Source organism: Devosia sp. Root685 (assembly GCF_001427875.1).
In the GTDB taxonomy this organism is placed as follows: Bacteria; Pseudomonadota; Alphaproteobacteria; order Rhizobiales; family Devosiaceae; genus Devosia.
Map to the genome: position 1 here is coordinate 709,882 of NZ_LMHK01000001.1, position 14,308 is coordinate 724,189.

A 14,308-nucleotide genomic window follows, 5' to 3' on the forward strand; every position below is an offset into this window, starting at 1 on the left:
GAGGCAGACGCATTGTCTGGTCGGTGATCACCAATAGAGCAGTCCCTCGGCCACCGAGCCAATGCCGCCGTGCAATGCACCAATGATCAAGACCAGAATGATGCCGAATGTGAGGCTATCGAGCCGATCCATCAAGCCGCCATGGCCGGGGATAATGTCGCCGCTATCCTTGATCCGGAAATGCCGCTTCACCGCGCTCTCGCAGAGATCGCCAAGTTGACCAAGGATACTGATCGACAAGGAGATCAGGAGGCCTATCCACCATGGAGAATCGGTCAGGACGATCCAGACCAGCAGGCCCGCGCCCGAACCAAGGGCCAGGCCCCCGAGGGCACCGGACCAGGTCTTTGAGGGGGAAATGCCGGGAGCCAGCTTTTCGCCGCCAATCTGGCGGCCGGTAAAAAAGGCGGCGGAATCAGTCATCCAGACGACAGTGCCGAGGAAAATGCCGGCCCAAATGCCAGCGATCCCCTCGCCTCGCATCAGCACTGCGGACAGAATCAGCAGACCGAACAACATCAGGCCGGCGGCGCGCCAGACGAACAATTCGCGTCCCATGAAAGCGGCAACGACGCAAGCGAGCGCGATTGTTCCGATCAGCCCCCAAATGCCCAGCAAAGGAAAGACCAGGCCGGAGAGGGCGACCAGACCGATCAGTGCCATGCCTGGAACCGTCAGAGGCGCGCGGAAAACCATGGTTTCCCATTCACGATAGGCGCCGGCATAGACCGCCCCCACCACGCCCGAGAAGAAATAGCTGCCGAGATAAAGTGCCGTCGCCGTAACGGCGATCAGTACCATGGCCGACGCGAAACGTGGGCCGACATCGGCCCAATTGCGACGTTGGGATTCAGGAGGCTTGGGTGAAGGTGCGCCTGGCTCCGTCAACTCCCGGTCGCCCCCAGACCACCATAACGCCGATCGCGCAGCGAGTAAGCCTCGAGAACGCGCAGGAAACTGGCCTCGTCAAAATCCGGCCAATTTTCGGGGACGAAGACCAGTTCGGCATAGGCTGATTGCCAGAGCAGGAAATTGGAAAGGCGCTGTTCGCCGCTCGTGCGGATGATGATGTCGGGATCCGGCAAATCCACGGTATAGAGCGCCCGGGAAATTGCCGCCTCGTCGATATCGGCTGGATCAATGCGACCTTCGGCTGCATCCTTTGCCAGGCGCCGCACGGCGTCGGCAATTTCGGCACGGCCGCCATAGTTGAAGGCGACGACGAGGACGAGGCCGGTATTGGATGCCGTCTTGGTTTCAACGTCCTCGATGAGACGAACGAGGGACGGCTCCAGTCCGACCCGGGCGCCGATGATGCGGATACGGACATTATTGCGCATGAGCCGCTGCAAATCGGAGGCAACAAAACGCCGCAACAATCCAAAAATGAACGAGACCTCTTCGGCCGGGCGCGTCCAGTTTTCGGATGAAAAGCTGAAGACCGTCAGATAGCCGACGCCGTGCTTGATGCAGGACTGCACGAGGTTACGGAGCGCATGCACGCCCTCGACGTGGCCCTCCGTGCGACGCTTGCCCCGGGCTTTCGCCCAACGGCCATTGCCATCCATGATCACGCCCAGGTGAACCGGAATGCGCAGGCCCGAACCAAGGTCCGGGCTCATTTTTGCGGCGGTCTCGCTTGCCATCAACGCCCCTCCCGGCGGCGTTCCATGCCGGTCCTTAGACCTGCATGATTTCCTGTTCCTTGGCCGCCACGATCGCGTCGATCTCCTTGACGGCGTCATCGGTCGCCTTCTGCACGAGCTCAGTCTGCTTCTTGGCGTCATCCTGGCTCATGTCGCCGTCCTTCTCCGCCTTTTTCAAGGCGTCCATGCCATCGCGACGAATATGGCGCACGGCGACGCGGGCCGCCTCGGCATAGGTATGAGCGACCTTGGAAAGCTCCTTGCGGCGCTGCTCGTTGAGCTCGGGCAGAGGAACGCGGATGACCTGACCCTCGCCCATCGGATTGAGGCCCAGCCCGCTATCGCGAATGGCCTTTTCCACAGCGTTTGCCAAACCGCGGTCCCAGACCTGGACGGAGAGCATCCGCGGCTCGGGAACGGTCACAGTGGCGAGCTGGCTGAGCGGCGTGCGCGAACCGTAAGCCTCCACAGTCACGGGCTCGAGCAAGCTAGCACTGGCGCGGCCGGTGCGCAGACCAACCAGTTCGTCCTTGAGCGAGCCGATCGACTTCTGCATGCGGTTCTTGATGTCGGTGAGATCATAGGCCATTGCCGAGGTCCTTCCAGTCACTTGGCGCTGCCAGCGTGGGGCGCGCTTCTCTATTAAACTCGCACCGGAAAGGTGCAATGGGCGAAAACCGCCCTGCCCTAAGCCGGATCGCCAACGCGTGTAGACAGGCCCTTGCCTTCCAGAATGCCGGAAAGGCCAGCGGCCTCGTCGAGCGCGTATACAATAATGGGCATGTGGCTGTCGCGAGCAAGGGCGAATGCAGCGGTATCCATCACCTTCAGATTGCGGGCGATGACTTCATCATAGCCGATCTGCGAATAGCGGACGGCATCGGGGTTCTTCTTCGGGTCGTCGGAATAGACGCCATCGACCTTGGTGCCCTTGAGCACGACGTCGCATTCGAGCTCGATGGCGCGCAAGGTGGCCGCGGTATCGGTGGTGAAGAACGGATTACCGGTGCCGCCGCCGAGGACGACGACGAAGCCTTCTTCGAGCGCCTGCTTGGCATCGCGCGCGGTAAAAGTATCGGCCACGGACGGCATGGTCGCGGCGCTGAAGGGCTTGGACTTTACGCCCTGGCGGGTAATGGCGTTGGAGAGGGCGAGAGCATTGATCATTGTGCCCAGCATGCCCATCAGATCGGCAGTGACGCGATCGGTGCCGTCGGCAGCGCCGGCCATGCCGCGGAAGATGTTGCCACCACCAACGACGATGGCAACCTGAATGCCGGAGCGCGCGGTGTCGGCGATCTGCTTGGCCACGGCCTGAAGAAAGGGCGGCTCGATGCCGAAGGAATTATCTCCCGCCAGCGCCTCGCCCGACACTTTGAGCAGGATGCGCTTGTAGCTCGACGCCATCGGAAGACCTCATGTGAGACTGCGGGCTCGCGACTCTGCAAGACCTTCGGGACACTAGGGCAAAACTGCCGCAAGCTGAAGGCTACGCCACGCAGGAAGTAAATGTAAAATTACGAAGCTCGATCCAGCCGCACTGGAGAGCGTTGGACGGGCCTTGCGGCCCGCCCAAAAATATCAGGCCTTGATGCCTGCAGTCGCCGCGACTTCGGCTGCGAAGTCGGTCTCGACCTTTTCGATGCCTTCGCCGAGCGCGTAGCGCACGAACTTGGTCAGCTTGATCGGGGCGCCAACGTCCTTCTCGGCCTTCTTGATGGCGTCGGCGACCTTGGTCTCACCGTCGATCACGAAGGTCTGAGCGAGGAGAGTGACTTCCTCGTAGTACTTGCGCAGGCGGCCTTCGACCATCTTCTCGGCGATGTCGGCGGGCTTGCCCGATTCCTTCACCTGTTCGAGGATAATGGCGCGCTCACGGGCCACGACGTCCTGATCCAGCTCGCTGGCATCGATCGCCAGCGGATTGGTGGCGGCGATGTGCATTGCAAGCTGCTTGCCGAGAGCGGACAGAGCGGCCTTGTCGCCGGTGGACTCGAGCGCGACCAGAATACCGATCTTGCCGAGGCCCGCCTTGACGGCGTTGTGCACATAGCTTTCCACCACGCCATCGGACACCGAGACGGTCAGCGTGCGGCGCAGGTTCATGTTTTCGCCGATCTTGGCGATGGCTTCGGTCAGTTCGGCCTTGACCGAGTGACCAGCGCCGGGGAACGGCATTTCGCCGAGCTTGGCGACATCGCCATCAGCGTCGAGGGCAAGCTTTGCCACCGAGCCGACGATGTTCTGGAACTGTTCGTTGCGGGCAACGAAATCGGTCTCGGAGTTAACTTCGACAACAGCGGCCTTGGTGCCGTTGGTGGCAACGCCAACCAGACCTTCAGCAGCGACGCGATCGGCCTTCTTGGCGGCCTTGGCGAGGCCACGGGTGCGCAGCCAATCGACGGCAGCTTCCATGTCGCCATTGGTTTCGGCCAGGGCCTTCTTGCAGTCCATCATCCCGACGCCGGTCGAGTCGCGGAGCTGCTTAACCAGTGCAGCAGTGATTTCCATGGGTTCACCTTTCGGCGGCCCCAGATCGGGGCCGCATAGTTTCGTTCAAACGATTCCGGACATACCGGACTTAGTTGACAGCTGCGCCTTCGGACGGAAGATCTTCAGCCGGAGCTTCCGAAGAAGCGCCGAGATCCTGACCAAGGGAGCTCGAAGAACGGCCGATGCCGTCGAGCGCAGCGCGCGAGATCAGCGAAACATAGAGTTCGAGAGCGCGGCTGGCGTCATCATTGCCGGGGATGGCGTAGTCGACAACGTCGGGATCGCAATTGGTATCGACGATGGCAACGACCGGGATACCCAGACGACGGGCTTCCTTGATGGCGTTGGCTTCCTTGTTCGTGTCGATCACGAAGAGGAGCGAGGGAACGTTGCCCATGTCCTTGATGCCGCCGAGGTCGCGCTCAAGACGCTCCTGCTCGCGGGACATCATCAGGCGCTCTTTCTTCGTGCGCAGGTTCAGGTCGTCTTCGCTCATCGATTCCAGTTCGCGCAGACGCGAGATGGAGTTCGAGATCGTCTGCCAGTTGGTCAGCGTGCCGCCGAGCCAGCGGGAGTTGACGTAGTACTGAGCGGACTGCTTGGCAGCTTCAGCAACCAGCGGAGCCGCCTGGCGCTTGGTGCCGACGAAGAGCACGCGGCCGCCATCGGCAACGGTGTCGGACACGAGCTGCAGGGCGCGGCTGAGGGCCGGCACGGTCTGGGACAGGTCGAGAATGTGAATGTCGTTGCGAACGCCGAAAATGAAGCGTTCCATCTTCGGGTTCCAGCGGTGCTTCTGGTGGCCGAAGTGCACGCCTGCTTCGAGGAGCTGGCGCATGGAGAATTCTGGCAGAGCCATTTGGTATTCCTTTACCGGTTGATGCCTCCACGAAGCCTTGCGACGGTTGTCCGCCACCGGATGGCCATCCAAAAATGGAAAGCCTGCTTCGTGTGTGAGATCGCGCCAGCCAAACTGCTGGACGCGTGGGCGATATAAGCGAACTATTCCCCGAGCGCAACCCGCCACGGTCACTCACGGGATCGTCAACGAACCGATCCGTGGATTGGTCGTTGGTTCTTCATGGACCCGCGCCCAGACGTGGGGCTACAGGGTGAGAGCCCCTGAGCGGGGGAGGAAGAGCTTTGCGCTTACCTCCTCCGCGTTGTTTTGCCCCTTGCTCTAGTGGAACCGGACATCGGTGATCCCGTCCAGGGCCTTGATGCCCCCGGCGATTTCGGAATTGACGGCGTATTTGCCGGACAGTTCGATTTCATATTCACGCGCACCCGCATCGCGAATGACCACGAAACTGACAGTGCTATTGCCGCCACGCTTCAATTGCGCGCTTACCGGTCCGAGGGCTTTCTCATTGGCCGTAAAAATGGTCAGGCGACGGTCGATGCTTTCGGCCAGGCCTTCGATCGGCTTTGCGCCATTCAGCCGCAGGCTGATGCCTTCGGCCCGTTCCTCCGCCGCAACTTCGAGGATTACTGAATTGCCCGGCTGAAGAATTGCTCCGAATTGGCTGATCTGCTCGGAAAAGGCGACGACCTCAAAGGTGCCGCTCTGATCCGAGAGGCTGAGGATCATCATCGGCGTGCCCTTTTTCGTACGCCTATCGTTACGCGACGAGATGGTCCCCGCCATGCGGCCAGCGGAGGCGCCGTCCCTTACGGCACGTTCGAAATCGCTCCAGCGCTGCACGCGTAGCCGTTCGAAGAGATCGGAATAAGCGTCGAGCGGATGGGCCGAAAGGTGGAAGCCGATGGCAGAAAGTTCGCGATCGGCACGCTCGGTCGAATTCCATGCGGGAACGCTGGTTGGCAGGCGGAAAGGTTCGGGCTCGCTTGAGGCGAACATGTTCCATTGGCCTTCATTGCGCTCGGTGGTCAGGGCCTGGGCCGTCCCAACGACCTGATCCATGGCGGCGAAGGCGATTTCGCGGCGTTCAACGAGAGCGTCAAAAGCACCGGCATTGACCAGGGTTTCGAGCGTGCGCTTGTTGATGGCCTTGGGATCGACGCGACGGGCGAAATCGCCCAGGTCCTTGAAGGGCTTGTCGCCGCGAACCTCGACGATGTGCTCGGCGACGGCGCGGCCGACACCCTTCACGGCGGAAAGGCCGTAATGGATGCGGTCTTCTTTCACCGAGAACACGACTTCGGAGGCGTTGACGCAGGGCGGGACGACTTCGATCTTTTTCTTGCCAGCCTCGCGGCGGAAGTCCGAGAGTTTGTCGGTCTGGGCCATATCGAGCGTCATCGAGGCCGCATAGAATTCGTGCGGGTAATGCTGCTTGAGATAGGCCGTCTGGTAGGACACCCAGGCGTAAGCGGCGGCGTGGCTCTTGTTGAAGCCATAGTTCGCGAATTTTGCCAGAAGGTCGAAAATCTGGTCGGCCAGCGCTTCGCTGACGCCCTGAGGACCGGACCCCTCGCGGAAGCGGACGCGCTGGTTGTCCATCTCCGCCTTGATCTTCTTACCCATGGCGCGGCGGAGCATGTCGGCTTCGCCGAGCGAATAGCCTGATAGAAGCTGGGCGATCTGCATCACCTGCTCCTGATAGACGATGATGCCATAAGTTTCGTCGAGCACTTCGCTGAGCTTGGGGTGGGGATAGGCCACTTCTTCGCGGCCATGCTTACGGTCGATGAAGCTCGGGATATTGTCCATCGGACCAGGCCGATAGAGCGCGTTCATAGCGATAAGATCTTCGATGCGGTCGGGCTTGAGATCCATTAGAGCTCGCCGCATGCCGCCACTTTCAAACTGGAAGATGCCGTAGGTATCGCCACGGGCGTAGAGATTATAGGTCGCCGCGTCATCGATGGGGATGGTGTCGATATCGAGATCGATACCGCGCTTGCGCACCATTTCTACGGCGTATTGAATCGTGGTGAGGGTTTTGAGACCGAGGAAGTCGAATTTGACCAGGCCCGCTGGCTCAACCCACTTCATGTTGTATTGCGTCACCGGCATGTCGGAACGCGGATCACGATAAAGCGGCACGATGTCCTGCAGCGGGCGATCGCCAATGACGATGCCGGCGGCGTGGGTCGAGGCGTGCCGATAAAGACCCTCAAGCGATTTCGCGATTTCGACGAGCTGACCGACAGCCTCGTCCTCCTCGGCCATCTGCTTGAACTGCGGCACCTCGTTCATGGTGCGCTCGACGGTCCAGGGATCAGCCGGATTGGCTGGCACCATCTTGCAGATGCGATCTACCTGGCCATAGGGCATCTGCAGCACGCGACCGACGTCGCGCAGCACGGCGCGCGCTTGCAGCGAACCGAAGGTGATGATCTGGGCGACCTGCTCGACGCCGTATTTGTTCTGAACGTACTGGATAACTTCTTCGCGCCGGTCCTGGCAGAAGTCGATATCGAAGTCGGGCATCGAGACGCGCTCAGGATTGAGGAAGCGTTCGAATAGGAGATTGTAGCGCAGCGGATCGAGGTCGGTAATCGTCGTGGCATAGGCCACGAGCGAGCCGGCACCGGAACCGCGGCCGGGACCAACCGGAATACCCTGCGCCTTGGCCCATTGGATAAAGTCGGCCACGATGAGGAAGTAGCCGGGGAATTTCATCTTCTCGATGACGTTGAGTTCGAAATCGAGGCGCTCGCGATATTCCTGTTCGGTCTTGCCGGGCCCCGGGCCATGGGCGGCCAGGCGCTTGTCGAGACCGGTAACCGAAATCTCACGCAAGGCGGCGGCTTCGGCGGCAACGACGGCTTCTTCGGTGTCGTGCGAACCGGCGGCGAATTTGGGCAGGATCGGGCCGCGGGTGCGCGGACGATAGGCGATGCGGCGGGCAATCTCGATGGTGGAATCGAGCGCTTCGGGGAGATCCGAGAACAGCTCGATCATCTCCGCGCGGGTTTTGAAGTAATATTGGTCGTTGAGCTTTCGACGCTCGGTCTGAGCGAGGACGGAACTGCCGGCGATGGCGAGCAGCGCGTCGTGCGCTTCATATTCTTTGGCGGACTTGAAAAAGGGCTCGTTGGTGGCGACGAGCGGAATACCCTTGCGATAGGCATAGTCGATCAGGCGTGGTTCGACTGATGCTTCCTGGCCGCGGCCATGGCGCTGCAATTCGATATAGAAGCGATCGCCAAAAACGTCCGCGAGACGGTCGAGGCGACGGATAGCGTTGGCATCCTGCCCATGGGCGAAGGGCATGTCGATGGCGCCTTCCGGGCCACCCGAGAGACAAATCATGCCGGCCAGCGCGTCAGGCGTCAGCCAATCGAGTTTGGCGCGGGCAAGGCCATTTTCGCCCTGCATATAGGCGCGGGAGACAAGGCGCGAGAGATTGGCAAAGCCCTCTTCGGACTGCGCCATCATGACCACGCTGGATTTTCCGGTCCAGGCGACGTGGCCACGCTCGCTGACACGCTCCTCGGCAGCGGCGAAATCGATAGCAAGTTCGACGCCGATCAGCGGCTGGATGCCCTTTTTCGTCGCCTTTTCGGAAAATTCCAGGGCGCCGAAGAGATTGGCCGTATCGGCCAGGCCAAGCGCCGGCTGAGCGTCGGCGGCGGCAAGTTTGAGAATCGCCTCAAGCTGTACAGCCCCTTCAAGGAGCGAGAAAGCCGAGTGAACGTGTAGGTGGATGAAGCCGGGGCCGCGCATAAAAATCTCCTGAAAGGAGTCTTAGCCTGTCGGGGCCAGAGGTCAAATCACCCTCGACCCAATCCACAGGCGATCAAGCCGCCAAATTCGTCAGCAAATCCATCCAGGTCAGCGAGCCGATAGTGAAGGCGCCGAGGGTCACGAAGGCGGCGAAGTCCTTGAAGAAATCAATCATCTTTAGCTCCCTTGTTGCTATAATGTTCTTATATGTTTTCTCTTTGTTCCGGTCTAGTGGGATGATCGGGGAAAGCGGGGACAGGGTTAACGCGTTAGGGATTCGTTAGAAGGCGTGTCGCGACGTGCGATGCACGCGCGGGATTCGGGACGTGCAGAAGGGCCGGACGGCCTGGGGCCTCCGGGCTTTTCGGGGTGGACGGACCTCGGAGCGGCATTCGCCTCGAAGTGTTTTAGTTTAGTGAAGCGGATACCGCTCCGAGGCGCCCTTTTTTCGGGCGGAACTATCGGCGGCTTTTGATCGCTCGTCGCAAGCAGGCCAGCCCCGAACGTGCATGGGAGACGATCCCCTGCCGGGCCCCCTCGCTACTGTCGTCTGCAGACCGTCCATGCGAGGTTGGATGGAGGGAAGATAGAGGAGATTTTTGGGGCGGGGATAAGTAGGATAGATTTTGGCGTGCCGAATATCCATTAGTCCTCATGGTGAGGTGTCCCGGGCCTGGCCCGTGGCCTCGAAGCACGAGGGCGTGGCACTGCATCACCGGGCACGTCCTCGTGGTTCGAGGCTACGCTGCGCTTCGCACCTCACCATGAGGCCTACTTGTGCGTCGATAAAACGTTAAACGATCACGGGGGGATGGATGGGGGTGCGGCAAGCACCGGCCAAGTAGGCCCCCTCACCCGCCGCTTCGCGGCGACCTCTCCCCCAAAGGGAGAGGTGAAGAAAGAGTGCCGACGGCAAGCGGGGCGAATGCCGAGAGATCGCTAACCGAGCGACCTAAAGACTATGCGGAACGACCTTGCCGTCCTTGATAGTCACGATGCGGTCGGCGCGTTTGGCGAGGTCGTGATTGTGCGTGGCGATGAGGGCGGCGGCGCCTTCGGTGCGGATGAGGCTTTGCAGGGCCTGGAATACGAGATCGCTGGTGCTCGGATCGAGATTGCCGGTGGGCTCGTCGGCGAGGATGACGCGGGGGTGGTTGGCGGCGGCGCGGGCGATGGCGACGCGCTGTTGTTCGCCGCCGGAGAGTTCGGCCGGGCGATGGGCGGCGCGGGGGGCGACGCCGAGGATGTCGAGAAGCTCCATGGCGCGTTTGTCAGCGTCGGCCTGGGATTTTCCGGCGATCAGTTGCGGCATGGTTACGTTTTCGAGCGCTGTGAACTCAGGCAACAGGTGGTGGAACTGATAGACATAGCCGACCGTATTGCGGCGCAATTGGGTGCGGCCGCGATCGCTCAGCTGACTGGTCTTATGGCCGACGATTTCGACCTCGCCCTCCTGCGGGCTTTCGAGCAGGCCGCAGAGATGCAGGAGCGTCGATTTGCCGGCGCCCGAGGGGGCGACGAGGGCGACCAGTTCGCCGCTTTCGACGACGAGATCCGCTTGGTCGAGCACGCGCACCTTGGTCGCGCCTTCGCCGTAGTGGCGATGGACGCCGGAGAGACGCAGAAACGGATCACTCATAGCGCAGCGCCTCGACGGGATCATATTGGGCCGCGCGCCAGGCGGGATAGAGCGTGGCGAGGAAGCTCAGGCCAAGCGCCATGATGACCACCACGGTCACTTCGGTCGGGTCAGTCTTGCTCGGCAGGGCCGAGAGGAAGAAGACCTCGGGCGGGAAGAGCGCAACGCCCAGCGTGTTGGAAATGGTCGAGCGGATGGCCTCGGCATTGGCGGCGACGATAAGGCCGAGCACGAGGCCGCTCAACGTGCCGACGACGCCGATGGTCGTGCCGGTGATCGAGAAGATGCGCATGATGGCGCCGCGGGTGGCGCCCATGGTGCGGAGCACGGCGATGTCCTTGCTCTTGTCCTTCACCAGCATGACGAGGCTCGAAATGATGTTGAAGGCAGCGACGAGGACGATCATCGAGAGGATGGTGAACATCACCACGCGCTCCACCTGCAGGGCGGAGAAGAAGGTCTCGTTGCGCTGCTGCCAATCGGTGAGGATGAACGGCCGGATATTGGTGGCCGCAGCCAGACGCTCGCGCATCAGGGGAATCGCGTCGGGGTTATCGATGAAGATTTCGGCGGCGGTCGCCTGATAGATGCGCTCGTAGGCGGCGTCGATCTCTGCGTCCGACGCCATGGGATCGAGCGGGCCTTGGCCGGGCTTCAGCACGTCTTCGTAGAGCTTGAAATAGTCTTGCGCCGTCTTCAGCGGCATATACATGAAGAGGCTGTCGAACTCGACCATGCCGAGATTGAAGATGGTGCGGACGGGGTAGGACTTGATTTGCGGGGTCGAGCCGAAGGGCGTCATGGCGCCGCTATCGGGATTGATGATCTGCACCTGATCGCCCAGGCCGACGCCAAGCGTCTGGGCCAATCGGTAACCGATGGCGACCCCGTCGTTTTCATCCCAGCTATCGAAACCGCCCTGCTCTGCCGAATTGAACAGCAGATCGAGCTTTTCGAGGTTTTCCGCATCCATGCCGCGCACGGAAACGCCGGTCGAGCCGCCGCGGCCGGAGGCGAGAACCTGACCTTCGACATAGTAGACGGCGAATTTGACGCCCTGGACTTCCTCGAGGGTTGCCACGGCGTCCTTGTAGTCGGTGAATTTGCTCTCGATGGGGAAGGCCGTGAAGTGGCCGTTGAGCCCCAGGATCTTGGTGAGCAATTCGGCTCGAAAGCCGTTCATGACCGACATGACGACGATCAGCGTTGCGACCCCGATCGCCACGCCGACCATGGTGAGGCTGGCGATCACCGAAATGAACGCCTCCTTTCGCCTCGCGCGCAAATAGCGCCCAGCAATCATCCATTCAAACCGGGCGAAGGGCCGAGTGGATCGGCCGGCCGGGGCTTGCTGCGCGCTGCTGATGGTCAAATGTCGTTCATCCGCTGAGGTTCGATCAGGCTTTTCACACGCTCGACCAGATTGGCGAGCGGCAGCGTCTCGCGCTCGCCAGTCTTGCGATGTTTGATCTCAACTTCGCCCGATTTAAGGCCGCGTGGCCCAAGGATAATCTGGTACGGGATGCCGACGAGATCGGCGGTTGCGAACTTCGAACCGGCAGGCTGGTCGCGATCGTCATAGAGCATATCGAGGCCGGCCGCAGTCAGCTCGCCATAGAGCTTGTCGCAGGCGGCGTCCGTGTCGGCATCGCCGGCCTTGAGATTGATCAGAACCGCTTCGAAGGGCGCGACGGAGACCGGCCAGATGATGCCGTTTTCGTCATGGCTGGCTTCGATGATGGCGGGCACGACACGGGTCAGACCGACGCCGTAGGAACCCATATGGACAATGGTTTCCTTGCCGTCATTGCCGGTGACCGATGCCTTCATCGGCTCGGAATATTTCGTGCCGAAATAGAAGATGTGGCCGACTTCGATACCCCTGGCGGAGACGCGCTTGTCTTCCGGCACACTGGCTTCGTATTCGGCGTGATCGACCATTTCCTCGGTCGCGGCGTAGAGCGAGGTCCAATCGTTGAAGATCGGCTTGAGGTCACCGCGGAAATCGACGTCCTTGCCCGGAATTGGCTTATCGAGCAGGTCACGATGGCAGAAGACCTGGCTTTCGCCGGTTTCGGCCAGGATGATCCATTCGTGGCTGAGGTCGCCGCCGATGGGACCGGTATCGGCGCGCATCGGAATGGCGGTGAGGCCCATGCGGGCATAGGTGCGCAGATACGCGACGAACATACGCTCGTAGGCGGCGACGGCGCGATCCTTGTCGAGATCGAAGGAATAGGCGTCCTTCATCAGGAATTCGCGGGAGCGCATGGTGCCGAAGCGAGGACGCACCTCGTCGCGAAACTTCCACTGGATGTGGTAGAGGTTCAGCGGCAGGTCCTTATAGGACTTCACATAGGCGCGGAAAATGTCGGTGACCATTTCCTCGTTGGTCGGGCCATAGAGGAACTCGCGCTCGTGGCGATCCTCGATGCGCAGCATTTCTTTGCCATAGGCATCGTAGCGGCCCGATTCGCGCCAGAGATCGGCGGATTGAATGGTCGGCATGAGAAGCTGGACAGCGCCTGCGCGGTTCTGTTCCTCTTCAATGATCTTCTGGACCTTCATCAGCACCTTGTAGCCGAGCGGCAACCAGGAATAGAGGCCGGAGGCCTGCTGACGGATCATGCCGGCGCGCAGCATAAGCCGATGCGAGACGATCTCGGCTTCCTTTGGAACGTCGCGCAGAACCGGCAGAAAATAGCGGGACAGGCGCATGGGAAACTCCGAAATTCTTGGCTTCGACTCAGACTTTTGTTGATGCCCACTCAGAGCCCAACCGTCCATACGATTCAAGCATGCAAGCTATGCAGAATCTGCGTGACAGGAAGAAAATGTGTTGTTAGGGTCCCGTCACAATAAAGACACGGCGGTTCAACCGCTAACGATCGACAACGTCAAGGGAGGAGCGTTGGCCGCACGCTGTAGAGCGAGCCTAAGACCAACGTATTGTCGATTCAACTATAAAGCAGGGCCTTTGTGCCCTGCTTTTTTATTTCGGAATCAAGACGTAATGGCTGACTCTGAAAGTTTCGCACGAATTGCCCTAACCCTGCCCGGCGCAACGAGCGGGCCGCATTTTGACCGCACGGCTTTCAAGGTGAAACGCACTTTTGCGACACTGGCGGCCAATGGACTGAGTGCAAACCTGAAATTCACGCCGGACGAGCAGGAATTCAAATGTCAGCTCGCTCCCGAAGTCTTTAAAGCCATCGACAATGGCTGGGGGCGGCAGGGCTGGACGACGATGTGGCTGAGCGCGGCGACGGATGAAGATGTCGCGGCGGCGCTCGCCATGGCGCATGTTCACGCGGTGGGTGTGGCGAAGAAGCGGTAGGGGCTGCGGACCGACGCCCTCGCCTCGTGGCTTTCCCGCTTGTTGGGAGAGCGACGGACATGGGTGATCACAATCTCTCCTCCAAGGGCGAGGTGATGGGCCTCCCTACCCCAGATCATTTCTCTTTTGCTCTGCAACGCCCGTTCAAGAGGCCTCATGGTGAGGTGCTTTGCGCAGCAAAGCCTCGAACCACGAGGTCGAGCGAGTGGAGACCAGCTGCCACGCCCTCGTCCTTCGAGGCTACGCTGCGCTCCGCGCCTCAGGATGAGGTCTACTTTTGTTTCAGTTCTTAGGTGAAACGACTACCGATTCCAGTAGGCCATCAGCGTTTCGTTGGTGAGGGCCCAGAGCAGCAGGGCTGTGAAGACTATGGCGAGGCCGGTGGCTACCAGCAGTTTTCGACCCATTCGTGGAGCGACCGGCGAGCCGGGGTCGGCGCCGCGCACAAGCGCTTCGCCGGTTTCGTGATGGCTCCGCGCGCCGATGGGCAGCACTGCGACGAAGCAGAGCCACCAGACGACGAAAAAGACGGCAGCGATCGATCCCCACTGCATGAC

The 14,308-nt window shown here is 60.8% G+C and carries 12 protein-coding genes; 1 reads left to right on the top strand and 11 read right to left on the bottom strand.

All coding sequences use genetic code 11. The features are described from left to right. Window positions 1-27: 27 nt before the first annotated feature. The 10 genes from ASD83_RS03415 to proS all read right to left on the bottom strand — a co-directional run bounded on the left by ASD83_RS03415 (window position 28) and on the right by proS (window position 13,132). The gene (locus ASD83_RS03415) at window positions 28-888 is read right to left on the bottom strand and encodes a phosphatidate cytidylyltransferase (RefSeq protein ID WP_274532558.1); all 861 of its coding nucleotides are present in this window, start codon (window positions 886-888) and stop codon (window positions 28-30) included. After that, a complete protein-coding gene (locus tag ASD83_RS03420; RefSeq protein WP_056307954.1) occupies window positions 885-1,646 on the bottom strand; it encodes an isoprenyl transferase in 762 nt (253 codons plus the stop codon). The genes ASD83_RS03415 and ASD83_RS03420 overlap by 4 nt, the downstream gene beginning before the upstream one ends. Before the next feature lie 34 nt (window positions 1,647-1,680). Further along, window positions 1,681-2,235 carry a ribosome recycling factor gene (gene frr, locus ASD83_RS03425; RefSeq protein ID WP_056307956.1) on the bottom strand — a complete coding sequence of 185 codons (555 nt, stop codon included), beginning with the start codon at window positions 2,233-2,235 and terminating at the stop codon, window positions 1,681-1,683. A gap of 98 nt (window positions 2,236-2,333) precedes the next feature. Continuing rightward, a complete protein-coding gene (gene pyrH, locus ASD83_RS03430; protein ID WP_056307958.1) occupies window positions 2,334-3,053 on the bottom strand; it encodes a UMP kinase in 720 nt (239 codons plus the stop codon). A gap of 174 nt (window positions 3,054-3,227) precedes the next feature. Beyond that, entirely contained in the window at window positions 3,228-4,157 is a 930-nt protein-coding gene (tsf, locus tag ASD83_RS03435; RefSeq protein ID WP_056307960.1) for a translation elongation factor Ts, read from the bottom strand. 70 nt (window positions 4,158-4,227) lie between these two features. Then, window positions 4,228-4,998: a 30S ribosomal protein S2 gene (rpsB, locus tag ASD83_RS03440; RefSeq protein WP_056307963.1), complete on the bottom strand. Its 771-nt coding sequence runs from the start codon at window positions 4,996-4,998 to the stop codon at window positions 4,228-4,230. A gap of 321 nt (window positions 4,999-5,319) precedes the next feature. Further along, window positions 5,320-8,775 carry a DNA polymerase III subunit alpha gene (dnaE, locus tag ASD83_RS03445; RefSeq protein ID WP_056307964.1) on the bottom strand — a complete coding sequence of 1,152 codons (3,456 nt, stop codon included), beginning with the start codon at window positions 8,773-8,775 and terminating at the stop codon, window positions 5,320-5,322. A 952-nt stretch (window positions 8,776-9,727) separates the two neighbouring features. Next, window positions 9,728-10,414 carry an ABC transporter ATP-binding protein gene (locus tag ASD83_RS03450; protein ID WP_056307966.1) on the bottom strand — a complete coding sequence of 229 codons (687 nt, stop codon included), beginning with the start codon at window positions 10,412-10,414 and terminating at the stop codon, window positions 9,728-9,730. Continuing rightward, window positions 10,407-11,717 (bottom strand): ABC transporter permease, encoded by a 1,311-nt coding sequence (locus ASD83_RS03455; protein WP_056307968.1) that lies wholly within the window; start codon window positions 11,715-11,717, stop codon window positions 10,407-10,409. Before ASD83_RS03455 ends, ASD83_RS03450 begins: the two co-directional genes overlap by 8 nt. Window positions 11,718-11,782: 65 nt before the next feature. Continuing rightward, on the bottom strand, window positions 11,783-13,132 hold the full coding sequence (proS, locus tag ASD83_RS03460; protein ID WP_056307970.1) for a proline--tRNA ligase: 1,350 nt from the start codon (window positions 13,130-13,132) through the stop codon (window positions 11,783-11,785). 295 nt (window positions 13,133-13,427) lie between these two features. Here proS and ASD83_RS03465 point away from each other — a divergent pair, with 295 nt between their 5' ends. Then, window positions 13,428-13,751: an MmcQ/YjbR family DNA-binding protein gene (locus tag ASD83_RS03465; RefSeq protein WP_056307972.1), complete on the top strand. Its 324-nt coding sequence runs from the start codon at window positions 13,428-13,430 to the stop codon at window positions 13,749-13,751. Between the two features lie 302 nt (window positions 13,752-14,053). Here ASD83_RS03465 and ASD83_RS03470 read toward each other — a convergent pair whose 3' ends face one another. Next, window positions 14,054-14,305, bottom strand: coding sequence for a DUF1467 family protein (locus tag ASD83_RS03470; RefSeq protein WP_056307974.1), 252 nt, complete (start codon window positions 14,303-14,305; stop codon window positions 14,054-14,056). Between the last annotated feature and the right edge of the window lie 3 nt (window positions 14,306-14,308).